The 25,243-nt window shown below is 65.9% G+C and carries 29 protein-coding genes and 1 other RNA gene; 10 read left to right on the plus strand and 20 right to left on the minus strand.

Going from position 1 to position 25,243, the window contains the following annotated elements; translation table 11 throughout:
* The first annotated feature begins 96 nt into the window (after positions 1 to 96).
* Positions 97 to 321 carry a hypothetical protein gene (locus tag ACVPT3_RS07275; RefSeq protein ID WP_492043476.1) on the plus strand — a complete coding sequence of 75 codons (225 nt, stop codon included), beginning with the start codon at positions 97 to 99 and terminating at the stop codon, positions 319 to 321.
* Here ACVPT3_RS07275 and ACVPT3_RS07280 read toward each other — a convergent pair.
* Both ACVPT3_RS07280 and ACVPT3_RS07285 read right to left on the minus strand, forming a co-directional pair.
* Positions 302 to 1,021, minus strand: a complete 720-nt coding sequence (locus tag ACVPT3_RS07280; RefSeq protein ID WP_492043477.1) for an SIMPL domain-containing protein — start codon at positions 1,019 to 1,021, stop codon at positions 302 to 304. The two genes, ACVPT3_RS07275 and ACVPT3_RS07280, sit on opposite strands and share 20 nt — an antisense overlap.
* A 25-nt stretch (positions 1,022 to 1,046) precedes the next feature.
* Positions 1,047 to 1,271, minus strand: coding sequence for a ribbon-helix-helix domain-containing protein (locus tag ACVPT3_RS07285; protein WP_492043478.1), 225 nt, complete (start codon positions 1,269 to 1,271; stop codon positions 1,047 to 1,049).
* Positions 1,272 to 1,419: 148 nt separating this feature from the next.
* On the opposite strand from ACVPT3_RS07285, the gene ACVPT3_RS07290 reads away from it, so the two are divergent.
* Positions 1,420 to 2,313: a DMT family transporter gene (locus tag ACVPT3_RS07290; RefSeq protein WP_492043479.1), complete on the plus strand. Its 894-nt coding sequence runs from the start codon at positions 1,420 to 1,422 to the stop codon at positions 2,311 to 2,313.
* Positions 2,314 to 2,315: 2 nt separating this feature from the next.
* On the opposite strand, the gene ACVPT3_RS07295 is transcribed toward ACVPT3_RS07290, so the two are convergent.
* Together ACVPT3_RS07295 and ACVPT3_RS07300 are read right to left on the minus strand one after the other, a co-directional pair.
* On the minus strand, positions 2,316 to 2,492 hold the full coding sequence (locus tag ACVPT3_RS07295) for a DUF4169 family protein (protein WP_492043480.1): 177 nt from the start codon (positions 2,490 to 2,492) through the stop codon (positions 2,316 to 2,318).
* Positions 2,489 to 3,730, minus strand: a complete 1,242-nt coding sequence (locus ACVPT3_RS07300) for a patatin-like phospholipase family protein (RefSeq protein WP_492043481.1) — start codon at positions 3,728 to 3,730, stop codon at positions 2,489 to 2,491. Before ACVPT3_RS07300 ends, ACVPT3_RS07295 begins: the two co-directional genes overlap by 4 nt.
* Positions 3,731 to 3,885: 155 nt before the next feature.
* On the opposite strand from ACVPT3_RS07300, the gene ACVPT3_RS07305 reads away from it, so the two are divergent.
* On the plus strand, positions 3,886 to 4,125 hold the full coding sequence (locus ACVPT3_RS07305) for a DUF2171 domain-containing protein (protein ID WP_492043482.1): 240 nt from the start codon (positions 3,886 to 3,888) through the stop codon (positions 4,123 to 4,125).
* An 89-nt stretch (positions 4,126 to 4,214) separates the two neighbouring features.
* Positions 4,215 to 4,601, plus strand: coding sequence for a YccF domain-containing protein (locus ACVPT3_RS07310; protein WP_492043483.1), 387 nt, complete (start codon positions 4,215 to 4,217; stop codon positions 4,599 to 4,601).
* 3 nt (positions 4,602 to 4,604) lie between these two features.
* Here the strand turns inward: ACVPT3_RS07310 and ACVPT3_RS07315 are convergent, their stop codons facing one another.
* Entirely contained in the window at positions 4,605 to 5,342 is a 738-nt protein-coding gene (locus tag ACVPT3_RS07315; RefSeq protein WP_492043484.1) for an AAA family ATPase, read from the minus strand.
* Between the two features lie 4 nt (positions 5,343 to 5,346).
* Positions 5,347 to 6,738, minus strand: a complete 1,392-nt coding sequence (gene fumC, locus ACVPT3_RS07320; protein WP_492043485.1) for a class II fumarate hydratase — start codon at positions 6,736 to 6,738, stop codon at positions 5,347 to 5,349.
* A gap of 107 nt (positions 6,739 to 6,845) precedes the next feature.
* Here fumC and ACVPT3_RS07325 point away from each other — a divergent pair, with 107 nt between their 5' ends.
* Complete coding sequence (locus ACVPT3_RS07325; RefSeq protein ID WP_492043486.1) at positions 6,846 to 7,202, plus strand: RusA family crossover junction endodeoxyribonuclease; 357 nt, start codon at positions 6,846 to 6,848, stop codon at positions 7,200 to 7,202.
* Between the two features lie 5 nt (positions 7,203 to 7,207).
* Here ACVPT3_RS07325 and ACVPT3_RS07330 read toward each other — a convergent pair whose 3' ends face one another.
* The 4 genes from ACVPT3_RS07330 to miaA form a co-directional block, all read right to left on the minus strand.
* On the minus strand, positions 7,208 to 7,678 hold the full coding sequence (locus tag ACVPT3_RS07330; RefSeq protein WP_492043487.1) for an SspB family protein: 471 nt from the start codon (positions 7,676 to 7,678) through the stop codon (positions 7,208 to 7,210).
* 89 nt (positions 7,679 to 7,767) lie between these two features.
* Positions 7,768 to 8,135: a transfer-messenger RNA gene (ssrA, locus tag ACVPT3_RS07335) on the minus strand.
* 485 nt (positions 8,136 to 8,620) lie between these two features.
* Positions 8,621 to 10,018: a M28 family metallopeptidase gene (locus ACVPT3_RS07340; RefSeq protein ID WP_492043488.1), complete on the minus strand. Its 1,398-nt coding sequence runs from the start codon at positions 10,016 to 10,018 to the stop codon at positions 8,621 to 8,623.
* Between the two features lie 49 nt (positions 10,019 to 10,067).
* Complete coding sequence (gene miaA / locus ACVPT3_RS07345) at positions 10,068 to 10,961, minus strand: tRNA (adenosine(37)-N6)-dimethylallyltransferase MiaA (RefSeq protein WP_492043489.1); 894 nt, start codon at positions 10,959 to 10,961, stop codon at positions 10,068 to 10,070.
* 53 nt (positions 10,962 to 11,014) lie between these two features.
* Between miaA and ACVPT3_RS07350 the strand changes: the two genes are divergently transcribed.
* Together ACVPT3_RS07350 and ACVPT3_RS07355 are read left to right on the plus strand one after the other, a co-directional pair.
* Positions 11,015 to 12,091: an Mrp/NBP35 family ATP-binding protein gene (locus ACVPT3_RS07350; protein ID WP_492043490.1), complete on the plus strand. Its 1,077-nt coding sequence runs from the start codon at positions 11,015 to 11,017 to the stop codon at positions 12,089 to 12,091.
* Between the two features lie 75 nt (positions 12,092 to 12,166).
* The gene (locus ACVPT3_RS07355) at positions 12,167 to 13,264 is read left to right on the plus strand and encodes an NADH:flavin oxidoreductase (RefSeq protein ID WP_492043491.1); all 1,098 of its coding nucleotides are present in this window, start codon (positions 12,167 to 12,169) and stop codon (positions 13,262 to 13,264) included.
* Positions 13,265 to 13,284: 20 nt separating this feature from the next.
* On the opposite strand, the gene ACVPT3_RS07360 is transcribed toward ACVPT3_RS07355, so the two are convergent.
* The 5 genes from ACVPT3_RS07360 to ACVPT3_RS07380 all read right to left on the minus strand — a co-directional run bounded on the left by ACVPT3_RS07360 (position 13,285) and on the right by ACVPT3_RS07380 (position 17,152).
* Positions 13,285 to 13,605 (minus strand): YbjQ family protein, encoded by a 321-nt coding sequence (locus ACVPT3_RS07360; protein ID WP_492043492.1) that lies wholly within the window; start codon positions 13,603 to 13,605, stop codon positions 13,285 to 13,287.
* A gap of 9 nt (positions 13,606 to 13,614) precedes the next feature.
* Positions 13,615 to 14,142, minus strand: a complete 528-nt coding sequence (locus ACVPT3_RS07365; RefSeq protein WP_492043493.1) for a dihydrofolate reductase — start codon at positions 14,140 to 14,142, stop codon at positions 13,615 to 13,617.
* Positions 14,139 to 14,438: a nucleoside triphosphate pyrophosphohydrolase family protein gene (locus tag ACVPT3_RS07370; RefSeq protein ID WP_492043494.1), complete on the minus strand. Its 300-nt coding sequence runs from the start codon at positions 14,436 to 14,438 to the stop codon at positions 14,139 to 14,141. The genes ACVPT3_RS07365 and ACVPT3_RS07370 overlap by 4 nt, the downstream gene beginning before the upstream one ends.
* On the minus strand, positions 14,438 to 15,295 hold the full coding sequence (locus ACVPT3_RS07375; protein WP_492043495.1) for a thymidylate synthase: 858 nt from the start codon (positions 15,293 to 15,295) through the stop codon (positions 14,438 to 14,440). Before ACVPT3_RS07375 ends, ACVPT3_RS07370 begins: the two co-directional genes overlap by 1 nt.
* 90 nt (positions 15,296 to 15,385) lie before the next feature.
* Entirely contained in the window at positions 15,386 to 17,152 is a 1,767-nt protein-coding gene (locus ACVPT3_RS07380; protein WP_492043496.1) for an ATP-binding protein, read from the minus strand.
* 103 nt (positions 17,153 to 17,255) lie between these two features.
* Between ACVPT3_RS07380 and ACVPT3_RS07385 the strand changes: the two genes are divergently transcribed.
* Complete coding sequence (locus tag ACVPT3_RS07385; protein WP_492043497.1) at positions 17,256 to 17,621, plus strand: HigA family addiction module antitoxin; 366 nt, start codon at positions 17,256 to 17,258, stop codon at positions 17,619 to 17,621.
* Here the strand turns inward: ACVPT3_RS07385 and ACVPT3_RS07390 are convergent.
* The 3 genes from ACVPT3_RS07390 to ACVPT3_RS07400 are packed head-to-tail and all read right to left on the minus strand — an operon-like array spanning position 17,593 to position 19,658.
* On the minus strand, positions 17,593 to 18,168 hold the full coding sequence (locus ACVPT3_RS07390) for a hypothetical protein (RefSeq protein WP_492043498.1): 576 nt from the start codon (positions 18,166 to 18,168) through the stop codon (positions 17,593 to 17,595). The two genes, ACVPT3_RS07385 and ACVPT3_RS07390, sit on opposite strands and share 29 nt — an antisense overlap.
* On the minus strand, positions 18,168 to 19,172 hold the full coding sequence (gene cobS / locus ACVPT3_RS07395) for a cobaltochelatase subunit CobS (protein WP_492043499.1): 1,005 nt from the start codon (positions 19,170 to 19,172) through the stop codon (positions 18,168 to 18,170). The genes ACVPT3_RS07390 and cobS overlap by 1 nt, the downstream gene beginning before the upstream one ends.
* Positions 19,173 to 19,229: 57 nt before the next feature.
* On the minus strand, positions 19,230 to 19,658 hold the full coding sequence (locus ACVPT3_RS07400) for an organic hydroperoxide resistance protein (RefSeq protein ID WP_492043500.1): 429 nt from the start codon (positions 19,656 to 19,658) through the stop codon (positions 19,230 to 19,232).
* Between the two features lie 138 nt (positions 19,659 to 19,796).
* Between ACVPT3_RS07400 and ACVPT3_RS07405 the strand changes: the two genes are divergently transcribed.
* Together ACVPT3_RS07405 and prfB are read left to right on the plus strand one after the other, a co-directional pair.
* Positions 19,797 to 22,208 carry a penicillin-binding protein 1A gene (locus tag ACVPT3_RS07405; RefSeq protein ID WP_492043501.1) on the plus strand — a complete coding sequence of 804 codons (2,412 nt, stop codon included), beginning with the start codon at positions 19,797 to 19,799 and terminating at the stop codon, positions 22,206 to 22,208.
* A 121-nt stretch (positions 22,209 to 22,329) separates the two neighbouring features.
* A protein-coding gene (prfB, locus tag ACVPT3_RS07410) for a peptide chain release factor 2 (protein WP_492043502.1) occupies positions 22,330 to 23,452 on the plus strand; the annotation gives its coding sequence in 2 pieces (ribosomal slippage) (positions 22,330 to 22,398 and positions 22,400 to 23,452; 1,122 coding nt in all).
* A gap of 40 nt (positions 23,453 to 23,492) precedes the next feature.
* Here prfB and ACVPT3_RS07415 read toward each other — a convergent pair.
* Positions 23,493 to 24,062, minus strand: coding sequence for a bactofilin family protein (locus tag ACVPT3_RS07415; RefSeq protein ID WP_492043503.1), 570 nt, complete (start codon positions 24,060 to 24,062; stop codon positions 23,493 to 23,495).
* Positions 24,046 to 25,191, minus strand: coding sequence for a M23 family metallopeptidase (locus ACVPT3_RS07420; RefSeq protein ID WP_492043504.1), 1,146 nt, complete (start codon positions 25,189 to 25,191; stop codon positions 24,046 to 24,048). The genes ACVPT3_RS07415 and ACVPT3_RS07420 overlap by 17 nt, the downstream gene beginning before the upstream one ends.
* Positions 25,192 to 25,243: the final 52 nt, after the last annotated feature.

A 25,243-nucleotide genomic window follows, 5' to 3' on the forward strand; every position in this document is an offset into this window, starting at 1 on the left:
ACCGGACGGCGATGTCAGGGCCGCCGTGCAAATGAGCTGCGGAACCGGCTTGATCCACGGCCTGTTCCTTCTGCGATGCAACGAAAGGCGCAGAGGATGAAGCGGCCCCCGAATCCAGGACCCGGACGAGACAGAGGCGGCTGGCGCGCCTTCGCCTTGGGCATGGTGGGGATGTTCGTCGTTATCGCCGTCTGGATCGCCCTGTTCGAGAGGGGCGGCGACCCCAAGCTTGATGAGGTTCAACCGATCGGCCGCCCCATGGCCGAGGCCGATCAGGCGGAGACGCTAAGCGCCGACCCGCCTATTTCAGACTATAGGTGATGGTGGTGACGACCCGGACCTTCTTGTCGATGGAGCCGGACTCGTCGCCGCCCGAACCATCGCGCGGCAGGATCTCGAACGAGCCCTGGGTGGCCTGACGGATTGGACCCAGGGGCGTGCCGGAGTCCTTGGCGAACTGTTCGGCGCCGGTGCGCGCCGCCGCCGTGCCCTCGGCGATCATCTGTGGCCGGACGGCGTTCAGCTTGGTGAAGATATAGGACGGCCCCTGGAAGTCTTGCAGCACCACGCCCTGACGCACGAGGTCGTTCAGGGCGCGGGTGGTGGCCTGGACGCGGGCCACGTCGCCGGTGCGGACAATGACGGTCTGTGCCAGAATGAAGCGGGGGCCGCCGTTCTGGACGCCGTATTCGCGCGAGCGGGTGTCGGCGACCTCCAGACGGCCCAGATCGACGGCGTCGGCGGGATAGCCCTGGGTCTTCAGAAACTGCCTCACCATGGCCAGGTCGCCGTCGATGCGGGCCTGGACCTCGGACAGGACCTCGCCCGAGGCGGTGAAGCGCAGCGGCAGAACCGCCAGATCCGCCTTCACCTCGCGTTCCGACAGACCGCGCACGGTCACTGTGCGGTCGCCGGCGCGGGCGTGGATCACGCCCTGGCCGATCAGGGCGCCGGCCCCGATCAGGCCGACAGCCAGCAGGCCCCCGAAGGCGGCGGCGGGGACCAGGCGTTGGGTGTCCATGAAAGGCTCCTTTTGTCGACCCATGTTACGCTGCCGGTCCGTGTTCCGCCACCCACGACAGGGCCAGGAGGCGGCAGGCCGAGGCGAGCGGGCGGCGGCCGCGGTTTGCGTCGATATCGGCCAGAAGCTGAGCCTTGCTGAAGCCGCGCGCCGCAGCGATCCGGTCCAGAACGGCCCAGAACTCCGGCTCCAGCGCGACAGAGGTGGCGTGACCGGCCAGAACGACCGACCGTTTGGTCAGACCGCTCATTGCGCGGTGTTCCGTCGGCGCGCGGGGATCATGAAGCGGCTGCGCATGGCGTTCTCCTGTAGGGCGCAGTTTGTCACACTCGGGCGCAAGACGTGAGCGGCGCTTGTGGGGGCGCAATGGTAAGCGGGCGTCGCCTAAGGAGCCTTGCATGAGTCGCCCCTTCACCGTTCTCGCCATCCTGACCTGCGCCCTGATCTGGGGCACGACCTGGTTCGCCATCACCTTGCAGCTGGGCGTGGTGGATCCGATCGTGTCCATCGTCTGGCGGTTTGGGCTGGCGGCAGTCGTGCTGTTCGGTTTCTGCGCCGCGACGCGCCGGCCGCTGCGGCTGACGCGGGCCCAGCATCTGGCAGCCGTGGGGCAGGGCGCCTTCGTCTTCGCCGTTAGCTACGGCTTCGTCTATGCGGCGGAAGAGCGGGTGGCCTCGGCGGTCGTCGCCGTGATTTTTGCGGCCCTGGCCTTCGTCAACCTGGTGCTGTTTCGTTTGCTGGAGGGGCAGAAGGCAGCGGTCGGCGCCTGGCAGGGCGCGATCCTGGGAATCTTCGGGGTGGCCGTCCTGTCGTTCGGACAGTTGTCGGGCGCCGGCGTATCGGCCGGGACCGCGCCGGCGCTGGGGATTGTCTTCGCCCTGATCGCGGTCGTCGCTTCGGCCTTCGGCAACTGGTTCGCCTGGCGAGGACAACAGGCCGGGGCGCCGGTGATGGCGGCGACCGCCTGGGCGATGGCCTATGGCACGGCCATGCTGGCGATCTATGGATTTGCGACGGGGGTGGAGTGGCGGATCGAGCCGACCTCGGCCTATGTCCTGTCGCTGCTGCACCTGTCGCTGTTCGGGTCGGTCATCGCCTTCGGCCTGTATTTCACCCTGGCGCGGCAGCGGGGTTTCGCCCTGGCCAGCTATATTTCGGCCCTGACGCCGCCGATCGCCGTCATCATGTCCGTCCTGTTCGAGGGCGCCCATGTCGGGGTGACTATGTTGATCGGCCTGGGCCTGGTGCTGGCCGGGCAGGTCCTGCTGATCCGGGCGCCGAAGGCGGCTTAGGTTCAGTCTTCCCGCTTCTGGCCGTCCAGCAGACGCGCCGCCCGCGCCTGCTCCATCTGCGAGGCCTGCTTTTGGGACTTGGTCCGCCCATGGACGACACGGTTGGCTGCGGCCTGGGCCTTGTCCTGCGCCTTTTCACGCGCCTTGCGCGCCCGGTTCAGGTTGATGATCTCGGTCATGGCTGTTCCTGCGGCGTCGCGCCCGGCGCGCTCTTGGGCTTTAGGGCCTCGGGCACCTGGTCGGCGGGCAACTCGGAAAGCGGGATGGCAGAGGGAGCCCTTTCGGTCGGGTCCAGCCGCGTCCAACCGGCAGCGGACTGACCCTGTCGGCGACCGAGATCAAACAGCGCCGTCATGGTCTTTTGGTCGAACTTCAGGCTAGACGCTTCGACATTGTCCGGAATGGCGGCCAACGACAGGCTCATGCCGTTGCGTCGGGCGAAGGCGGCCGTCGTGGCCAGATGGGTGCGTAGCGAGGCCTTGCTCATACTGTCGTAGCTGCGCATCAGGATGGCGGTCAGCCGACCGGGCGTGACCCCGTCATTGCGCCCGACCTGGCCGTTGACCACGACATAGAGGGCCCCGCCGCCCGGCTGGTCTTGGCCACGGGTCCAGAGCGCCAGATTCTCTGGGATGGCCAGGAAAGGAATGTTGACCCCGCCGTCGGCGTGCATCTCCATGACCACCGTCTGGTCTGGCTGAAGCCCGGCGATCAGGACCGGAGGGAAGACGGCCGGGATGCTGGCCGAGGCGACCAGAACTTCCTTGAACAGGGCGCGGGAGTTGTCGTCGTTCTGGCTGGCCAGCAGGCCCATGTCCCAGATGACCGTCTCCTCGCTGTCCAGATTTGTGGTGGCGACCAGCAGGCGGCGGCCCTTGGCGTGTTCGCGGGCGATGGCCGCCAACAGCTCCGGCGTGACGTTGTCGTCGACCAGATTTCGCAGGGCGCTGGCGCTGAACAGACTGGGGTAGAGGAAGATCGCAAAGCTTCGCCAGCTGAGCAGGCTGCTGGCGGCGCCGCCGGTATAGGCCTGAGCCAGTTGCGGATCCCATTCGGACCCCGCGAAGGCGAAGGGGGCGGACAGCGCGCCCGTGCTGACCCCGGTGACGATGTCGAAGACCGGTCGGTCGCCGCGCTCGGTCCAGCCGACGAGAATGCCGGCGCCATAGGCCCCGTTCGCCCCGCCGCCGGACAGGGCCAGGATCGACAGGTCATGGTTCTGGGTGAGCCGTGAGCCGACCTCCTCGGTAAAGGCTTCCAGTCGGGCGGCGTCATTGGCGCGGATACGCGGATCTTGCGCCGGCGTCAGGGCGCCGTCTGCGAGGCGCAAAGGTCCCACGGGACGCTCCAGCGTGCCGCAGGACGCCACCGAAAGGGCCAGGACGACGGCCAGCAGGCTGGAATAGATCCGTCTCATCAGATGCCTTCTCCGCCCATCCGGCGGCGCCAATACCGCCCGCAAGAAGCGTTCTGTCATCAGTGGAAGGCGACCGCAACAAGCGCTGCGGTTTGAAACCCGCCGACTTCGCCAACGTTCAGTGAGGCAGACAAACCAGACAAAGGACAATCGCCATGGTCGACGCCTCGCTTATCAAGGAACATCTCGAAGTCGTGGGTTCGGACGGCGGTCATGTCGGTCGTGTGGACCATGTGCTCGGCGACCAGATCGAACTGGCCAAGCTGGATCTGGCCGGCGGGTTCAAACACCACATGATCCCGGTCAGCTGGGTCGAACGGGTCGACGACAAACATGTCCACCTGAACCTGACCCAGGAAGACGCCAAGGCGCGCTGGACCGAGAAGCCGCACTAGCCTGCAGGTTTCCGCGAATTAATGAAGGCCCCGCTGTCGCCGGCGGGGCCTTCGTTCTATCTGGAGGACACTGTTCTCGGAGGGATGTGATGATCCGCCTGATCCTGAATATCCTGTGGTTCATCTTCGGCGGATGGCTGTCAGGTTTGCTGTGGCTGCTGGGCGGCGCGATCCTGGCGATCACCATTGTGGGGTTGCCCTGGACGTTCGCGGCCTGGAGGATCGCCAGCTATTCGTTCTGGCCGTTCGGGCGGGAGATTGTCTGGCAGGACACGCACCCTGTGGCGGGCTGTCTCGGGTTGGTGCTGAACGTTGTCTGGTTCGTGGTCGCAGGCTGGTACATCGCCCTGTCGCACCTGATTATCGCGGTGGCCGAGTTCGTCTCGATCATCGGCATACCCTTCGCGCTGAAGGACCTGGAACTGGCCAAGCTGGCGGTGGCGCCGGTGGGGCGCACGATTCGGGATAAGGTCTGAGCCTCAGTCGGGCTCAAGCAGGATGTCCAGCATCATCTCGCGACGAGTCAGGAAGTTGCGCGTGATCTGATAATGGTCGGTGTCCTCGTATTCGATCCGTTCAAGGCCGTGTTCGGACGCCTGATAGATCCAGGCATTGGGATAGCCGAGGAGGATCGGAGAGTGCGTCGCGATGATCAACTGAGACCTCGCCATGACAAGTTCATGAAGACGGCTGAGGAAGGATAACTGACGGCTGGGCGACAGGGCGGCTTCGGGTTCGTCGAGGATGTACAGGCCGTCGCCGATGAAGCGGTTGTCGAAAAGGGCGAAGAAGGATTCGCCGTGCGACTGCTCATGCAGGCGACGCCCGCCATAGCGTTCGCCCCTGACCTCAGGGTCTTCCAGATAGCTGGCGACCGTGAAGAAGCTCTCTGCTCGCAGGAAAAAGCCGTCCTGAACCCGTTGCGCCGAGCGAACGGGCCTCACAAACCTGTGCAAAGGGGAATGGCTGTCGCGGGTGCCGAAACGGTGTTCGCGTCCGCCGCCTTCGGGATTAAAGCCCCACGCCACCGCCAGGGCCTCGATCAGCGTGGACTTTCCTGAGCCGTTCTCACCGACGAGAAAGGTCACGTTCGGGTGGAAGGCCAGCCGGTCGAGCGTGCGTACGACCGGCAGGTTGAAAGGATAGGCGGAAGCGTCCCAGCCGTCTCGGCGCTCGAAGATGGCCTCGATCCAGTAGGGACGCTCCAGCGCGGTCATCGCATCAGCCCGGCGAAATCATCTTCTCGGGCCGGACCGCCTCGTCAAACTCCGCGTCGGTCAGATAACCGCCGCCGACCGCTTCCTCGCGCAGGGTCGTGCCGTTCTTGTGCGCGGTCTTGGCGATCTTGGCGCAGAGGTCATAGCCCAGCTTGCCGTTCAGGGCCGTGACCAGCATCAGCGAGTTGTTCAGGCCGCGGGCGATATTGTCTTCGCGGGCCTCGATGCCGACGACGCAGTTGTCGGTGAAGCTGATGGCCGCGTCGGCGACTAGGCGCACTGACTGCAGGAAGTTATAGGCCATGACCGGGTTGTAGACGTTCAGCTCGAAATGCCCCTGCGAGCCGGCGAAGGTCAGGGCGGCGTTGTTGCCGAACACCTGGACGCAGACCTGGGTCAGGGCTTCGCACTGGGTCGGGTTGACCTTGCCTGGCATGATCGACGAGCCGGGCTCGTTCTCCGGCAGGGCCAGTTCGCCCAGGCCCGAGCGCGGGCCGGAGCCCAGGAAACGGATGTCGTTGGCGATCTTGAACAGGGACGCGGCCACCGTGTTGATCGCGCCGTGGCTGAAGACCATGGCGTCATGGGCGGCCAGGGCCTCGAACTTGTTCGGCGCCGTGGTGAAGGCCAGGCCGGTGATCTCGGCGATCTGGGCCGCGACCTTCTCGGCGAAACCGATCGGGGCGTTCAGGCCGGTGCCGACGGCGGTGCCGCCCTGGGCCAGTTCCATCAGCTTGGGCAGGGTCTGTTCGGTCCGCTCGATGCCGTTGGCGACCTGTTGCGCATAGCCGCCGAATTCCTGGCCCAGGGTCAGGGGGGTGGCGTCCTGGGTGTGGGTGCGGCCGATCTTGATGATGTGGGCCCAGGCCTTGGCCTTGGCGTCCAGGGCGGCGTGCAGATGCTTCAGCGCCGGGATCAGGTCGTTGACCACCTGTTCCGCACAGGCCACGTGCATGGCGGTTGGATAGGTGTCGTTCGACGACTGGCTCATGTTGACGTGGTCGTTGGGGTGGACCGGCTTCTTGGAGCCCATCTCGCCGCCCAGGATTTCGATGGCGCGGTTCGAGATCACCTCATTGGCGTTCATGTTCGACTGGGTGCCCGAACCCGTCTGCCAGACGACCAGGGGGAAGTGATCGTTCAGCTTGCCTTCGATCACCTCATTGGCGGCCTTGATGATGGCGTCGGCCAGGGCCGGATCCAGCTTGCCCAGGTCGCGGTTGGTCTCGGCGGCGGCGCGCTTGACGATGCCGAGGGCGCGCACGACCGGCAGGGGCTGCTTCTCCCAGCCGATCTTGAAATTGCCCAACGATCGCTGCGCCTGGGCGCCCCAGTAGCGATCGGCGGCCACTTCGATGGGGCCGAAGGTGTCGGTTTCAATACGGACGTTGCTCATGCGCGGGATCTCGTCTCTCAGACGTGGCGGTTGGTTGCGCGGCGGTGTAGCACGGCAGTCATGCAGGGCAATAAGAGCGCGGACATCCTCAGACCAAAGGCCAGCTTATGACCGCCGGCTGGATCGGCGCCGGCAAGGTTAGGGCGCGCGAGGACGGTGAGGCGGTCGAGATCGTCATCGACGGCCTGACCACCCAGGCCAAATACTACAAGCCGCTGGTCTATGAGTTCATGCGCAAGGAGTGGGCGTCGCGGCCCTCGTGGGGCGACTATGTCGTCGAAATCCGCATGGAACATGTCGGCGAGCCGCCCTGGATGGACCTCGACAACCTGGCCAAGGCCCTGCTTGATTCGATCAAGGGCTATGTGTTCCACGACGACGCCCAGGTCGCGCGCCTGCTGGTCGAACGGCAAGAGGGTGAGCGGGAGCGGATCACGATCCGATCCTATCCGCGCAGGCCCTGACCCGCCTATTTCTTGCGGAATTGGTCCAGCGACACGACCTTTGGACCATCTGGGCCTGAACTCGGGGAATCCGGCGGCGTGGTCTCTTCGACCGCCTCGACGGTTTCCGGAGCATCGAACTGCAACAGGAACTGGACGCTGGGATCGTAGAAGCGGGTGACCGCCGCATAGGGCATGGCCAGGGTGCGGGGAACGCCCCCGAACCGCAGCTTGACCGAGAACCGGTCGGCCTCGACCAGCAGATCCTCGTACTGGTGCTGCAGGACGACCGTCATCTCGTCGGGATATTTGGCCAGCATGTCCGGGGGAATGCTTACGCCCGCCGCTCGCGTCTTGAAGGTGATGTAGAAGTGGTGCGCGCCCGGCAGGCCTTCGGCCACAACGTGGTCGAGCGCAGACCGGATCACGCCGCGAAGCGCTTCATGCGCCAGCCGCTCGTAATGCATCTCGTCGACCGGAGGGGTCTGGTCGGTCATCGTCACCTCGCAACTGAGCGTGACTGATAGCGGCGCCGTGCTCCGCGCGAAAGGTGCGAATAGGGTAAACTGTCAGTATGTGCAGGATCAGCGCCGGGATTCTGTTGCCAGGCTCCCGACAGGCCCCGCCCAAGGATCTGAACCCCTAGGACTTAAGGTTCGAAATCACCCGAACCGCATTACGCGGCGAGAGCGACTTCTCCAGCGAAGTTATCGTTCGCAGTTAGAAAATGGCCCGATACGGTGGGCCAGGACGAGCGAAAGCAATCCTCTTTACACGTCCGTCGATGCTAGTCGGCCCCATGACGCCTCCGCCGATAACGCGGGGAAGAGAATGGTGGAGCCGCCGGGAATCGCACCCGGGTCCGGTCCGCTTATTACAAGCGCGTTTATCGCTATAGTCCGGCCGAAACCGGACAGAGCGAATATAGTACTTTAGAAGCGAGCCTCCAAGTAGCTAGGGCAGCTTGATCAAACAATTGTTTGCACAGCGGCGATCAAATGGCGGATGGGAGCGTTTGAACTTCGCCGCGAGATTCGGCGCGACTTATAGCCTCGTGGGAGGTGTCCGCCATGGCTCGACGTTGGCGGACAGTATAGCAAACGCGCTCACGCCTATTGCTTCCAAGCGCGGCTTCACGACGGCACACCATCCGATCATCTTCTCGTACAGAATCAGCCGCGTCAGGCGTCGCGGCCGGCGGGTGGGGTGGAGGGGGGGAGGGCTGGGCTTGCAGAAGCGCCGCCGCGAACAGGATGGACAGGCTGGAAACCGACATGAGAGCTCCACAACGGAATGCTTGGACGGATAGCCTAGCTCATAATCCGATGTTCGCCAATCGGCTGGCGCTGGCCGGCCCCGAAACGAAGAAATAGGAAAGCTGGGACTAATGTCACCCCTATGGACGGGGGGAGGACGATCGTTCAAACGCTAAGGGCCGATCAGTTGCGGCTCGGGCGACCATCAGCGGTCCACTGCGGGCGCACGTCGCTGTTGGCCAGCCACCGCAGCGGCTCGACCAAGGACTGGATGGCCTGGGTCATGAAGGGCAGGTTCAGGTTGGCGATCGTGTCTTCGGGCGTGTGATAGGTGGGCGTCACGGCCCAGCCCGAGATGGTGTGGGCGACGATGCCTTTCAGAGCCAGTTGGTAGTTGTCTGAACGCTGGAAGAAGTTCTGTTCGGGATACAGGTCCGGCGCGATCAGAGCGCCGCGTTCCTTCATAAGCGTACCGAAGTCGGAGCGGTCGAAGCCTGTCATCATCATCACCCCGGCCGGCATCTTGGGGTCCTGCTGGCCGATCATCTCAATTTCCAGATTGGCGACGATGTCCGTCAGGGGGACCGGCGGATGCTCGGCGAAATACATCGAGCCCAGAAGGCCCAGTTCCTCGCTGCCATACGCGACGAACAGAATGCTGCGCCGGGGCTGTCCATCGGCGGCCAGGGCCCGCGCCAGTTCGATCACGGCCGCTACACCCGATGCGTCGTCGTTGGCGCCGTACATGACCACCCCGTCAGGTCTTACGCCCAGATGGTCGAGATGGGCCGTGATCAGCAGTGTCCCGGCGGCGGGATCGCTGCCTTTCAGATAGCCGATGGCGTTGGTCGTGGGGCTTTCGGTTCTCTCTACTGCGCCCAGATCCAGCGTTGCGTCGGCGCCGCCCGTTGCAGCGAGACGGTCGAAGGCGTCTTCGGAAAGGATCACCACCTCCGGCGGCGGCGACTTGGCCAGCGTTTCCGTCAGCGCTGTGGGCGTGCGGGTCTTGCCGCCTCCCGAGGCGAGGCGTTGCGCGAGCGCTGCGTTTTGCCGCACCACCAGGGCGCCCACGCCCTTGCTGGCAGCAGCCCCCATCCAGGCGCCGATCGGCATCTGTCCCATGTCGGATACCATGACGACTGGGGCGGCGGGCAGACCGGACGGATCGGCGTCGGCCTTGCCGATCACGCCGGCGACAGGGCGGCCCGACGAGAAGAACAGCGTCAGGCCTTCGCCCTCGGCGACCGTGGCGCCGCCGACGGTCAGGCGCGCCGCTCCGCTCGGCGTGATCCGTGTCACGCCTGCCGTCTGGAAGAAGGAGGTCATGCCCGGCGCGGGCGTCAGGCCGAACCCTTCGAACTGGGCGGCGACATAGGCGGCGGCGATGGCCTCGTCCCGGGTCGCGCTGCCCCGCCCCCGAAGGGCGTCGCCGGCCAGAAAGTTCTCGTGTGCGCTGACCCAGGCCTGCTGAACTGTCCACGGTTGCTGGGCTTCAGGGCCTGCCTGCGCCTGGGCGACCCCAGCCGCCGCGGCGAACGCCAGGATCAGCAGGTTGCGTGTCATCCATCGGGTCTTCGTCATGCCAATCTCCCTTGCGGCGCTAGCGCTGCCACGATTCCCGACCGGCGTCTTACACATCCGCTCGCGCCCAGCCCGGGGTCTGGTTGCGAAACCAGGTGAGCTGTCGCTTGGCATAGTTTCGCGTGGCCTGCTTCAGAGCGTCGACCGCCGCCTCGCGGCTTGTCGTTCCGCCCAGATACGCCGCCAGTTCTCGCACTCCGACCGCTTTCATCGCGGGGAGGGCGGGGTCCAGCCGGCGGGCCATAAGGGCTTCAACCTCCGCCAGGGCGCCTTCGGTCATCATCAAATCGGCGCGATGATCGCAGCGTGCATAGAGGGCCGCGCGATCCGGTTCGATGACGACGCCGGTCCAGTTCTCTGGCGCCAGAAGGGGGTGCGTGTCGGATTGCCAATGAGAAATTGGGCGGCCGCTGACCTCCAGTACGCTCATCGCGCGGATCAGCCGCTGCCGGTCGCCGGCCTCAATCCGCATGGCGGCGTCGGGATCGTGCTCGGCTAGGGCGGAGCGAAAACGCTGTTCGCCCTCATCCTCATATCGTGCGGTCACGACGTCGCGCACGGCGATGGGCACGACTGGGATGTCAGCCAGCCCCTTGGTCAGGGCGGCGAAATATAGGCCCGTGCCTCCCACAACCACGGCAGGCCGCCGCTCCAGCCCGGACAGTTCATCCAGCGCCGCCCGACTCCATCGTCCGACCGACCAGGTCTCGGCCGCATCGGCCACACCATAAAGCCTGTGAGCCACCAAGCCTTCTTCCTCCACCGACGGCCGCGCTGTCAGGACGCGCAGGTCGGCGTAAAGCTGTTGGCTGTCAGCGTTGATGATGACGGCGCCGGTCTCGCGCGCCATCTTCAACGCCAGGGCCGATTTGCCCGAGGCGGTGGGGCCGGCGATCAGGGTCACTAATGGCGGCTTGGACAAATCGAGGCTCGCGGGCGGCATCCATGGGCGATAGAACGCGCGCCTCATCGCCTGCAAGTCTTGTGGAGACCGTCTTGGTCGAACGTTCCGCCGTCATCGCCGCGCTCGACGCCGTCAAAGACCCGGTTTCCGGCCAGGGGCTTCATGCCGCCGGTCTGGTGCAGGGGCTGGTCGTCGCCGAGGATCGGGCAGGCTTCGCCCTGGAAGTCGATCGCAGTCTCGTCGCGACCTATGCGCCTGTCCGTGACGCCGCTGAGGCGGCGTTGAAGTCCGTGCCCGGCATGAACCGGGTGTCGGTGATCCTGACGGCCGAGGCTAAACCGGGGCTCAGCAAGCCGGCGCCGCGCACCGCCGGTCTTTCCAAGGCCGCTGTGGATCAGGGACGCGCCAAGGCGCCGGTCGCCACTGACCGACCGGCTCATGTTCGTCGCGTCCTGGCCGTCGCCAGCGGCAAGGGCGGGGTGGGCAAGTCCACGGTGGCGGTGAACCTGGCCGTGGCGCTGGCTGCGCGTGGCCTGTCGGTCGGGATTCTGGATGCGGACGTCTATGGCCCGTCGCTGCCGACCATGCTGGGGATCAGCGGCCAGCCGGCCTATGAGGACGGCGCCATTGTTCCGCATCAGGCGCATGGACTGAAGGTCATGTCGGTCGGCCTGCTGACCAAGATGGACGACGCCATGATCTGGCGCGGGCCGATGGCGTCGCAGGCGATCACCCAGATGCTGACCCAGACCCGATGGGGCACGGCCGAGGCGCCACTGGATGTGCTGGTCGTCGATCTGCCTCCCGGCACCGGCGACGTGCAACTGACCCTGATCCAGAAGACGCCGCTGGACGGCGCCGTCATCGTCTCGACGCCGCAGGAAGTCGCCCTGGCCGATGCACGGCGGGCGCACACCCTGTTCCAGCGGGTCAATGTGCCGACCCTCGGTCTGATCGAGAATATGAGCGGACCGGTGTTCGGACAGGGCGGAGGCAAGACTGAGGCAGAGCGTCTGTCCATTCCCTTCCTGGGGGACCTGCCGCTGGACGCCGCCCTGCGCGAAGGCGGTGATGCGGGCTTACCGGTGGTGGTGGCCAATCCGTCAGGCGAGATCGCTGTGCGGTTCGCCGCGATCGCCGATCAGGTGGCGGTCGCCCTGGGGCTTTAGAAACTTCACGGCAAGGGGTTTTCAAACGCAACTGTATTCGCCACCTTGGGTCTTGCCGATACCCAAGGAGATCCGATGAGCGTCGATGCCCTGTTTCGCCCCTTCACCATCAAGGGGCTGACCCTGCCCAACCGCATCGTCATGGCGCCCATGACGCGATCCTTCTCGCCCAACGGAATCCCGACCTCAGACGTCGCCGGCTATTATCGTCGCCGGGCCGAGGGCGGGGTGGGGCTGATCGTGACCGAGGGCACGGTGGTGGAGCGGCCCGCCGCCCGCAACGACGCCAATGTCCCGGTCTTCCACGGCGACGCCCTGCCGCAATGGAAGACGGTGGTGGACGAGGTTCACGCTGCCGGTGGGCTGATCGCGCCGCAGATCTGGCACGTCGGATCGGCGCGTGGCCAGGGCGAGGCCTGGGCGCCGCTGGGCAAGGTGGACAGTCCGTCGGGCCTGACGGCGCCGGGCAAGGCCAAGTATGAGCCGATGACCGAAGAGGACGTCGCCGACACAATCGCCGCTTTCGGCCGTTCGGCGCGCGCGGCGCGGGAGCTGGGCTTTGACGCCGTGGAGATTCACGGCGCCCACGGCTATCTGATCGACCAGTTCTTCTGGGGCGGCGTCAATGTGCGCGAGGATCGCTGGGGCGGCCCGACCATCGCTGATCGCGCCCGGTTCGGCGCCGAGGTGGTCAAGGCGGTGCGCGAAGGCGTCGGCGACGACATCCCCGTGATCCTGCGCCTGTCGCAGTGGAAGCAGCAGGACTTCACCGCACGGATCGCCGAGACGCCGGACCAGATGGTCGAATGGCTGACGCCGCTGTCAGACGCGGGTGTGGATGTGTTCCACTGTTCGCAGCGCCGCTTCTGGGAGCCCGAGTTCGAGGGTTCGGATCTGAATTTCGCCGGCTGGACAAAGAAGCTGATGAACAAGCCGACCATTACCGTCGGCTCGGTCGGCCTGGACGGGGAATTCATCGCGGCCTTCGGGGGTGAGGGGTCCAAACCCGCGTCACTCGACGGTCTGCTGCGCCGGCTGGAGAACGAGGAGTTCGATCTGGTCGCCGTTGGTCGCGCCTTGTTGGCCGATCCGCACTGGGTTCAAAAGATCCGCGATGGCCGCACCGACGAACTTCAGAACTTCGAGCGTTCAGCCTTGATGAGCCTGTCCTGATCGAGTGACGTCGAGCCGGTTCAGGCCGGCTCGGCGATCACGGCCGTGCCGTAGCACAGCACCTCGGTCACGCCCGGCATGATCTCGGTGGCGTCGTAGCGGACGGCCAGGATGGCGTTGGCGCCGTGGGCCTCGGCGTGTTTGACCAGTTCGTCATAGGCTTCCTGGCGCCCGGCCTCCGCCAGCTTCACATAGGCGCCGACCCGGCCGCCCAGCATCGACTGGACCCCGCCGATGGCGTCGGAGATGGCGTTGCGCGAGCGCACGGTCACGCCGCGCACAAGGCCGATATGGCGGGTGACGCGGAAACCGGGCAGGTCGTTGGTGGTGGTGACGTACATCAATGTCTCCTAGCGGCGTTCCAGCACCCGGAAGGTGAAGGCGTGATCGTCCTTCTCGCCAGCCGGATGTAATTCCGACGATACCTCGACCCAGGCCGTTTCGTCGAATGCCGGGAAGACCGCGTCGCCTTCGGGCGAGGCGTCGACCTCGGTGATATAGAGGCGTTTGGCGCGGGGCAGGACGGCTTCGAACACAGCGGTGCCGCCGATGACGCAGATTTCGTCCACACCGTCCTCTTCGGCCGTCTCGCGCGCGATCTCGATCGCCTCGTCCAGCGTGGCGCAGACCAGGGCGCCCTTGGACATGCCCTCGGCCTCGTAGGACTCGTCCTTGGTCAGCACCAGGTTCAGCCGGCCGGGCAGGGGTTTCAGCGGCAGGCTCTCCCAGGTCTTTCGGCCCATCAGGCAGGGCTTGCCCACGGTGATGGCCTTGAACCGCTGAAGGTCCGAGCGCAGCCGCCAGGGCAGGTCGCCGTCACGGCCGATGACGCCGTTGCGTCCGCGCGCGACGACCAGGGAGATCAGGGGAATGCTCATGCTTTTGGCTCCAGCCATTTGAGCCATTTGCGCCGCATGGCCGTCTCCAGATCAACGCCTGCGCCCGCGCAATAGATCAGCAGCATGCCCAGAACGTCGGCCGCCTCGTCGCCCAGGGCGTCAGCGTCGGGCGTTCCGCGCGCCCGTCCGGACCGACGCAGATGCTCGGCCGTCAGCTCTCCCAGCTCTTCCTGGAGCTTCAGCAGCGCCCAGTCGCGGTCGCGGTCGATCTGGTGTTCGGCGGCGTAGATGTCTGAGATGCGCAGGACGGCGGCCTGCAGCGACTTGAGGTCCATCAAACGGCCACTGCGGCCTTGATGTGCGGCCAGGCCTCATAGCCCTCAAGCGTGAAGTCCGACAGTTCGAAGGCGAACAGGTCGGTCTTGGGCGCGATGTGCATGACAGGCAGGGGCAGGGGCTCGCGCGTCAGCTGGAGTTCGGCCTGTTCCAGGTGGTTCAGGTACAGGTGGGCGTCGCCGAAGGTGTGGACGAAGTCGCCGGGCTCAAGCCCGACCACCTGGGCCAGCATCATGGTCAGCAGGGCGTAGGAGGCGATATTGAAGGGCACCCCCAGGAAGACGTCGGCGCTGCGCTGGTACAGCTGGCAGCTCAGCTTTCCGTCGGCGACAAAGAACTGGAACAGGCAGTGGCAGGGCGGCAGGGCCATGTCGTCGACGTCGGCCGGGTTCCAGGCGGTGACGATGTGGCGGCGGCTGTTCGGGTTGGTCTTCAGGCCGTGGACCAGTTTCTCGATCTGGTCGATGACGCGGCCGTCGGGCGCGGTCCAGGACCGCCACTGCTTGCCATACACCGGGCCCAGTTCGCCCTCGGCGTCGGCCCATTCATCCCAGATGCGGACGCCGTTGTCCTTGAGCCAGCCGATATTGGTCTCGCCGCGCAGGAACCACAGCAGTTCGACGATGATCGAGCGCAGGTGCAGCTTCTTGGTCGTCAGGACGGGGAAACCCTTGGACAGGTCGAACCGCATCTGGCGGCCGAAGACGCCCAGGGTGCCGGTGCCGGTGCGGTCGTCGCGGCGCACGCCATTGTCCAGAATGTCGCGCAGCAGGTTCAGATACTGCCGCTCCGGGTGGTCAGCGGACGCCGCCGCGGTCCGGGACTGAAGTTCGACGGGGGCGACCTGAGCGTTCATCCGGGAATCTTGCCTGAGACGGGGTGATTCGTAACGAAGAACACATGAGGTCCCAGCCGGCGTCCACAGGAAAACGAACTGGGCGGGTCGTCAGGCGTCGGCGGACTGGCTTGCGGCCTGCCGCAGCACAGCCTGGAGTGCTGCGATCTCGATCGGTTTACGCAGGACGCCGTCGACACCCGCGGCGGTATAACGCGCCACATCCTCCTCGAAGACGTTGGCGGTGAGCATATGGATGGGCGTGCGGGGGCGGCTGGATGCGGCCTCGTATGTTCGAATGAGTTCCACGGCCTCGACACCGCCCATGACCGGCATCATCGCGTCCATCAGGATCAGGTCGAACTGGGTCTCCTGCACGGCGGCGACGGCCTCTTGGCCGTTCTCGACAAGGACCAGTTCAACACCGAAGGATTGCAACAGCAGGTCTAGCAGCTTGCGGTTCGCTGGATGGTCCTCGGCGGCCAGCACACGAAGCGCATCTTGCTGGGCCCGAGCCGGGGTTTCGGCCTCGGGAAGCGACGGCAGGGTTGCGCGATCAGCCGTGAACCCGAAGCGGAACAGGGCGCCGCCGGATGGGCTGGAATCCACCCCCACGTAACCGCCCAGGGCCTGGGCGCTGGAGCGACACAGGGCCAGGCCCAGGCCCGTGCCCCCGGCCGCTCGTCCCGCAGCAAGCTGTTCGAACGGCTGGAAGATGCGTTCGCGATGCTCCTCCGGCACGCCGGGTCCCTGGTCGTGAACCTCGAACTCCAGATCGACGCGGCCGTCGGCCGCGGGCAGGGCGCGCGCCAGGATATGGATGGTCCCGTCCGGGGTCAGTTTCAGTGCGTTGGAAAGATAGTTGATCAGGACCTGTTCCACGCGGGCCTCGTCGGTCAGGACGATGAAATCCTTCGGGTCGCCCTCGCGTAAGATCTCCAGCGTCAGGCCCAGTTCTTCCACGCGCGACCGCCAGACACGGACGATGGCTTCAATCCGTTCGACGAGATCGACGGGGGCGAGGCGGACTTCGACCTGGCCCGCCTCGATCTTCGACAGGTCCAGTGCGCCGTTGAGCAGGCGCAGCAGCATCCGGCCGGCCTCGGCCATGTCGTCGACGACGGCGGCTTCGGCCTTGGGACGGCGACGATTCCGCAAGACCTCGGTCAGGCCCAGGATCACATTCAAAGGGGTGCGAACCTCGTGGCTGATCATGGCCAGGAAACGCGACTTGGCCTGGTTGGCGTGGTCAGCCGCGGCGTGGTCGGTCTCGGCCTGGGCCAGGGCGGTCTGAAGCTCGCGCGAGCGCTCGGTCAGGGCCACCATCAGCTCGACCGTCTGGCGATCGCTGCGCCATTGGCGCCAGGAGGCGGCGATGATGCCCAGGACGAACAGGCCGACGGCGACCTTGATCCCCGTGGTCGCCTGGGGCTGGTTGGCGGCGATGACCATGGCCGCGATGGAGGGCGGGGCGACGGCGGCGGCGAAACTGCGCCGGCTGATGTGCACCTGGAGCGCGCCGACCATCAGATTGCCGGCCAGCAGCAGGCGCAGATAGTCGAGATACTGGGGCTGGGAATGCCAGACGGCGAGGATGAACAGGGCGTTGTGCGTTGCGAGGCCGAGGGTGACGGCCTCGGTGCTGAGCCTGAAGCGCCGCTCAGCCCCCGGGGCGCCGGGCCGGGTGCGGGCCGTCTGGACGACGTGCCAGAGCACGACGTAGAGGCCGAACTGGAAGACCGCGAAATTGGCCGCCCAGCCCCAGCCGAGCAACCACCAACCCACGATCACGATCGCGGCGATAGTGACCAGCCGGACCGGGAACATGTCCCGATACCGGTCTGCATAGGCTTTGAGATAATCTGTACTGTCGGCCACGACGCCAAGTCCCCGCTTCAAGCGTGGCCTTACCCGAGGGAGCTTAACGAGGCCTCAACCGTGCTTGATTGATCGGCATAACGCCAGACGTTATGCTGCCGCCATGATCCGCAGTTTCCGTGACGGCGAGACGGAGGCGCCGAAGATGTCGAAATCTGCGACTACCAATGAGGAACTGATGGAGCCGGTGACGCCGGGTGAAATCCTGCTGGAGGAGTTCATCCTGCCAGCGGGGCTGAGCCAGACTGCGCTGGCCAAGGCCATTGGGGTGCCGCCGCGCCGGATCAACGAGATCGTCCTGGGCAAGCGCGCGATCACGGCCGACACGGACCTGCGCCTGGCCCGGTACTGGGGAGTGAGCGAGGGGTTCTTCCTAAACCTGCAGAACAGCTATGACCTGCGGATGCAGCAGGCGAAGATGGGGGATGTGCTGGCGATGATCACCCCGAGGGCGGCTGACCTTCTTTAGTGAGATTAGGCTGTGACCAATCCCAGCGCGGGGCGTCGGGGAAAGTGGATCGAAACTTCGCCAACAATGTTCTTAGCTGGCGCTTGGGTGCCCAGTGATGTCTGCTGAAAGAATCTTGGACGCCAATTCTATCTAGCGGTAGCGCCAGGAAGGTATCGCGCTCGAATGGGAAGCGTAGCGTATGGCTTTCTCCGACCGCGAGCCGCTTGGGCAGATCGCCGCCGAACAAACCATTCGAAGTGTATGGTTGGTGAGGAAAATTATTGATCGCCGGAATCACGGCCCAATGGCGACGCTGCCACCAATGCTGTCGTCCAGTAATTTCTGCTACGTGGACAATGATCTCGCCAGGCCCGTAGTTGGTGAGGGAAAGTCTTACGTGTCGATTACTCGAAACACCACCTTGGAACATCAGCGAAATGGCGGCTGAAACGACTAGCCGTGGTTTTGGATAGATGAATTTCGACCAGACGTTCCAGCCAAAAGAAGCCAGCGCGATGAACGCTGAGCAAAGACTGACTATCAGCGCATAGTCAGCGGTTGTCATCAACCCACCTTCACCCGCGTCGCCGCCTCGGGGAGATCTTCGCCGAACGCGCGTTGGTAGAACTCCGCGATGGTGGGGCGTTCCAGTTCGTCGCACTTGTTGAGGAAGGTCAGGCGGAAGCTGAGCGCCAGGTCGCCGTTGAAGATCAGTGCGTTCTGGGCCCAGGTGATGACGGTGCGGGGCGACATGACGGTGGAGATGTCGCCGTTCATGAAGGCGTTGCGGGTCATGTCGGCGACGCGGACCATGGCGGCGATGCGACGGCGGCCCTCGGCGTCCGACCATTCGGGCACCTTGGCGGCGACGATCTCGGCCTCGACGTCGTGGTCGAGGTAGTTCAGCGTCGTGACGATGTTCCAGCGGTCCAGCTGGGCCTGATTGATTTGTTGCGCGCCGTGGTACAGGCCCGTGGTGTCGCCCAGGCCGATGGTGTTGGTGGTGGCGAACAGGCGGAAATGCTTGTTGGGGCGGATGACGCGGTTCTGGTCCAGCAGGGTCAGGCGGCCCTGGGCCTCGAGCACGCGCTGGATCACGAACATGACGTCGGGACGGCCTGCGTCATATTCGTCGAAGACCAGGGCGACGGGGCGTTGCAGCGCCCAGGGCAGGATGCCCTCGCGGAATTCGGTGATCTGCTTGCCGTCTTTCAGGACGATGGCGTCCTTGCCGATCAGGTCGATACGGCTGACGTGGCTGTCCAGGTTCACGCGCACCAGGGGCCAGTTCAGGCGGGCGGCGACCTGTTCGATATGGGTCGATTTGCCGGTGCCGTGATAGCCCTGGACCATGACGCGGCGGTCGAAGGCGAAGCCGGCGCAGATGGCGATCGTCGTCTGCGGATCGAAGCGATAGGCCGCGTCGATCTCGGGCACATGGCTGTCGCGCTCGGCGAAGGCGGGCACGGTCATGTCGCTGTCGACGCCGAAGGCTTCGCGAAGCGTCACGCGGCGGGCGGGTTCGAGCGTCAGCAAGGGATCGGGGAGGGCGTCGAGCAGGGAGGTCATGCCTCCATCTAGAGGCGCCGCGCGCGCGGCTCAACACGCGCGCGGCCCTTCCGGCGGTTATTTCGCGCTGAGGCGAACATCCACATTGCCGCGCGTGGCGTTGGAATAGGGGCAGACCTGGTGGGCTTTCTCGATCAGGTCGTCGATGACGGCCTGGTCGAGGCCGTGGTCGGTGACGGTCAGGTCGACGTCGAGGTTGAAGCCCTCGCCCCGGGTGTTCTTGCCGAAGCCGATTTCGGCGGTGATCTTGGTGTCCGGACCGACCGGGGTTCCCGCCTTGCCGCTGACCAGACGCAGCGCGCCGAGGTAGCAGGCGGCGTAGCCGGTGGCGAACAGCTGTTCGGGGTTGGTCCCGTCGCCGCCCTTGCCACCCATTTCCTTGGGGGTGGACAGTTTCACGTCGATCTTGCCGTCGTCGGTGGCCGAGCGGCCGTCTTCGCGGCCGCCGCCGGAGGCTGTGGCCTGGGCGCGATAGAGAACTTCCATGGTGGGCTCCTGTGGGTGGGGAAGGCTTCAGATGGGGGCTTAACGGGAGACGGGAAGGGGGCGTTGCATCCGCGCCCTAGCCTTTGGGGGGCGACGCGGGCTAAAGCACGATTTCGGGGCGCGTCGTCGGAGTACGCAGTGAAGATTGCCGAACGCTGGTTCGTATGGGCGGGCATGGTTCTGCTGGGCGGCATCGCCCTGGCGGGGTTGGTCGTCGCCGTCTATGCGGCATGGCTGTTTCACGACCTGCCGGACGCGTCCGAGCTGGCCGACTATCGGCCGCCGACCGCGACGCGGGTCTATGCCGGCGACGGCACCCTGATCGGCGAGTTCTCGGATGAGCGGCGAATCTATGTGTCCTATGACCAGATCCCTCTGACCGTGGTGCAGGCCTTCCTGGCCGCCGAGGACCGCAACTTCTTCCAGCACGGCGGGATCGACGTGGGCGGCATCGGCCGGGCCTCGATCAAGAACGTCTTCAACCTGGTGCAGGGGCGGCGGCTGGAGGGCGGATCGACCATCACCCAACAGGTGGCCAAGAACGTCCTGCTGACCAACGAATCGAGCCTGAACCGCAAGCTGAAGGAAGCCATCCTGGCCAATCGCCTGGAGGCGACCCTGTCCAAGGAGCAGATTCTCAACCTGTATCTGAACGAGATCTTCCTGGGCTATCGCTCGTTCGGCATCGCCTCGGCCGCCTATAACTATTTCGGCAAGTCGCTGGCGCAGCTGACGCCGGACGAGGCGGCCTTCCTGGCGTCCCTGCCCAAGGGGCCGAACAATTACCACCCCAAACGCCACCCCGGCGCGGCCAAGGGCCGGCGGGACTGGGTGCTGGGCGAGATGGAGCAGAGCGGTTGGCTGACGCAGGCCCAGCTGGTCGAGATGCGCGCCCGGCCGCTGGCCACGCGCGACGCGCCGCAGCGGTCGGAATACAAGGACGCCGACTTCTTCGTGGAAGAGGCGCGGCGTCAGGCGGCCGCCAATCCGGACTTCGGGGCGCAACTGCGCGCCGGCGGCTTCTATATGCGCACCACGCTGGACCCGACGTTGCAGACGGCGGCGCGCCAGGCCCTGATGCAGGGTCTGGAGAATTATGACCGGCGCCACGGCTGGCGCGGCGGCTGGGGCACGACCGACTTCGCCGACGGCTGGCAGGCCGCGGCGCTGAAGGAACAGGCGCCGCCCGAACGCCGCAGCTGGCAGGCCGCCGCCATCGAGAGCGTCAGCGGGAACAATGTCCGCATCCGCACCGCCAAGGACGACGAGAGCGGGACCCTGATCGCCGCCGACGCCGCCTGGGCCAACGCCAACAAGCAACTACGGCGCGGCGAGCTGATCTTCGTCGAGAAGAAGAACGGCCAGTTCGCGCTGAAACAGGTGCCGCGCGTCAACGGCGCCCTTGTGGCGGTCGAGCCCCAGTCAGGCCGGGTTCTGGCGATGGTGGGCGGCTACTCCTATGCCCTGTCCAGCTTCAACCGGGCGACCCAGGCGCGGCGCCAGCCGGGCTCGGCCTTCAAGCCCTTTGTCTATGCGACGGCGCTGGAGGGGGACTTCACCCCGGCCTCGATCGTGCTGGACGCCCCGATCAGCTTCGCCGGCGGACCGAATGGCCAGCGCTGGACGCCCGAGAACTACAGCCGCGAATATTATGGGCCGCAGAGCCTGAGGCGCGGGCTGGAACTGTCGCGTAACGTCATGACCGTGCGGCTGGCCCAGTCGGTGGGGATGAAGAAGATCGTCGATCAGGCGGACAAGATGGGGATTCCGGGCCTGACGCCGAACCTGTCGGTGTCTCTCGGGGCTGGAGAGGTCACGCCGCTGGAGATCACCGCAGCCTATTCGGCCTTCGCGAACGGTGGGCGGCGGGTTACCCCGTATCTGATCGACTATGTTCAGGACAGGGACGGCAAGACCATATTCCGCGCGGACACCCGCAACTGCCGCGACTGTGGACGGGTCTTCTCAGGCCAGGAATCTCCGCGACTTCAGCCGCGCGGCGCGCAGGTCATCGACCCGATCACCGCCTATCAGATGAGCTCGATGCTTGAGGGTGTGGTTCAGCGTGGAACCGCCGCCAGCGCGCGGGGCCTGGGCCGCTGGGTCGCCGGCAAGACGGGCACGACAAACGAATATCGCTCAGCCTGGTTCGTCGGCTTTACCACCGACATCGTGGTGGGGGTCTTCATCGGCTTCGACGACAACCGATCGCTAGGATCCGGGGAGGCCGGCGCTTCCGCCGCTGTGCCGGTGTTCAACGAGTTCATGCAGACGGCGCTCAAGGAGCGGCCGGCCCGGCCGTTCGTCCGACCCAAGAACGCCATCTTCCGCACCGTGAACGGGATCGAGGAAGCCTTCCGGCCGGGCACGGAACGCCAGGCGCCGCCGCCGGTCCAGGGGCCGACCCAGCCGACCGGACCGCAAAATTACTATGAAGTGATCCGTCGCGAGCAGGAGGCCGCCGCTGCGACTTCGGCTGCCCCGCCGCCAGTCGCTGCGCCGCCGCCGCCGAAGAAGGCGCCGGCTGAGGACTTGAGCGGACTGTACTGAGGCTCTAGGTAGGCCCTTCGAACGGCGCGTCCTCGTGGCGCGCCGTTCTTCATTGTTCTTGCCCTATCGTGAAGCCTGCGGGCTTCACTGCTTGAGGGCCTTGTGTCGCTGGGAGAATGCGATGAGACCGGATGTCGAGGCCATGAAGGCCGACATCGAGCAGAGCGTCGCTCTGCTCAGGAGGCGTCTTTGACTGGGATGTCGCTCTAAGAAAGCTCGATGAGCTGAATGCACGGGTCGAGGACCCGACGCTGTGGGACAAGCCCGATGAAGCCCAGGCCGTCAGCCGCGATCGCTCGCAGCTGGAAGCCAAGATCAACACCGTCAAGGCGATGGAGCAGGACCTCGAGGACGGGGTGATGCTGGCCGAGATGGCGGATGAGGAAGGCGACGAGGGCGCGCTGGAAGATGCGCGCGCGTCGCTGCGCGGCATCAAGGACCGTGCGGCGCGGGCCGAGCTGGAAGCCCTGCTGTCCGGCGAGGCCGACGGCAACGACGCCTATCTGGAAGTGAACTCCGGCGCCGGCGGCACCGAGTCGAACGACTGGGCCGGGATGCTGCTGCGGATGTATTCCCGCTGGGCCAAGGCGCACGGCTACGAGGTCACGATCGAGGCCTATGAAGAAGGCGAACAGGCGGGGGTCAAGTCGGCCACCATCCTGGTCGCCGGGCCGAACGCCTATGGCTGGCTGAAGTCGGAATCGGGCGTGCACCGCCTGGTGCGGATCAGTCCCTATGACGCGGCGGCCAAGCGGCACACCAGCTTCGCCTCCATCGGGGTGTCGCCGGTGGTGGACGACACGATCGAGATCGACATCAACCCGTCGGACGTGCGCACCGACACCTATCGCGCCTCGGGCGCCGGCGGTCAGCACATCAACAAGACCGACTCAGCCGTGCGCCTGACCCACGTTCCGACCAATACGGTCGTGGCCTGCCAGGCCGGCCGGTCGCAGCACCAGAACCGCGAAATGGCGTGGAAGATGCTGCGGGCGCGCCTGTACGAGCTGGAGCTGCAGAAGCGCGAGGCGGCGGCTCAGGCTCTGGCGGACGCCAAGACCGACATCGGCTGGGGCCACCAGATCCGATCCTATGTGCTTCAGCCGTATCAGATGGTGAAGGACCTGCGGACCGAGGTCGAGACATCGGACACCCAAGGGGTGCTGGACGGCGATCTGGACGCCTTCATGGGCGCGGCCCTGGCGGCGCGGGTCGGCGAGACGCGCGGATCAAACGTAGAGTAGGCGTCTCCTCCCCATCTGAGATGGGGAGGAGCAAGTCGGCTTAGACCGCAGCCTTTTCGGCGGGCTTTTCGGCTGAGGCGTCCTGCGCCGAGGTCATGACCGAGGCCGGGGTCACGACGGGCATCGGCGCGACCGGGGTCACGGCGGCGGCCGCAGGGGCCTGACGCTGGCCCTGGGCGACGCGGCCCTGGAAAAAGGCGCCGACGTCGATCGACAGCTGTTCGGCGGTGATGTCGCCGTCGACATAGGCGGTGGCGACCAGCTTGACCTGTTTGCCCTGGACGCCGCCGACGATGCGGCCGCGAACCTCGATGTAATCCGCCTGGACATTGCCTTCGACGGCTCCGGTCTCGCCGACGATCAGGCGGCCGACGCGGACGTCGCCCTTGACCTGACCGTCGATCTGCAGGTCGCCGGCGCCCGAGACATTGCCCTCGAATACGAGGTCGGAGGACAGGGTCGACAGGCCTCGCCCCACAGCCGCAGGCGAGGAGGTCGACGAGGGAGCCGCCGCACGCGGTGCGGACGGCATATCCGGCAGCGGCGGAATGACCGGAGCAACCGGGCGGTTCGACGGCGGAGCCGCCGGTGTCTTAATTTTGTTGAACAAGTTGATCTCCTGCTCTGAGGAAGCGTGCGGGGTTCTGGGGTCGGCCGTTCAGCCAGACTTCGTAGTGGAGGTGGACGCCGGTAGAGCGGCCTGTCGTGCCCATGGCGCCGATGCGCTGGCCGAGCGCGACCGACTGGCCGGGCTTGACCCCCAGGACGTTGAGATGGGCGTAACGTGTCTTGAAACCGCGCCCATGGTCTAGCTCAACAGTATTGCCATAGCCTGAACGAACGCCGGCGAAGGCGACGACGCCGGGCGCCGTGGCGTAGATCGGCGTGTTGAGCGGGGCGGCGAAGTCCTGGCCCTGATGGATGGCGGGTCGACCGTTGAACGGATCGAAGCGGACGCCGAAGCCGGAGGTGGTCCGCGCCTGGGTCGGCCGCTTGAACGGCAAACCCTCGGCCGCGTCGGTCAGGGCGCGCATCTCGTTCAGATTGGTGGCGGCATGACGGATGCGAACGGCGAAGGGTTCGTCCACGTCCAGGATCGCCGCGAGGGCGCGGGGGTCGCGGGCCTCGACCAGGGGGCCGCCGAGGGGCCCCGACGCAGCGACATAGGCGGCAGGGTTTAGGCCTGCAAGACGGAAGGCGATACGCAGGCGCTCGGCACGGGTCTCGGCGAAGTCCTCCGCCCGATCCAGAAGCCGTTCCTGATCCAGGCGCACGGCGAGGATGCGCCGTATGGGCGCGGCGTCGGCGGGAATGGCGGCGGGCGCGAGGGCTTGCTCCGCACCATCGACGCCGTGGAAGTCGGCCATGACGTTGGTCAGGGCGGCGTGCCGCCGCTCGATCATCGCCGCGGTCTGCTCCAGTGAACCATTGACGGCCGACATGCGCACCACCGCGCTCTCCAGCCGGGCCTGAAGGTCTGCGTTGAGACGTTCGGACGCGGCGCGGGCGCGGATGACCTCTGCATCGGAACGGTGCTGGGCGATCAGATCGAACAGGAAGGCCCCGGAAGCCACCAGCGACCAGCCCAATGCGGTCACGACCACGAGAGCCAGGATCACCTGCCGCCGCGCCGTCAGCGCATAGGCGCGGATCTCGTCATGGCTTCGGAGATAAAGATAGCGAACGGGCAAGAAACGTTCGTGCCAGGACGGTTCGTGCGATTCGTCTTGCGTACTCATAAGCAACGCCCCCACGTCGAGGTGGGGTTTATCCGGTGCAACGATGACACGG

It is taken from the genome of Brevundimonas sp. FV1ps31S, from assembly GCF_058681265.1.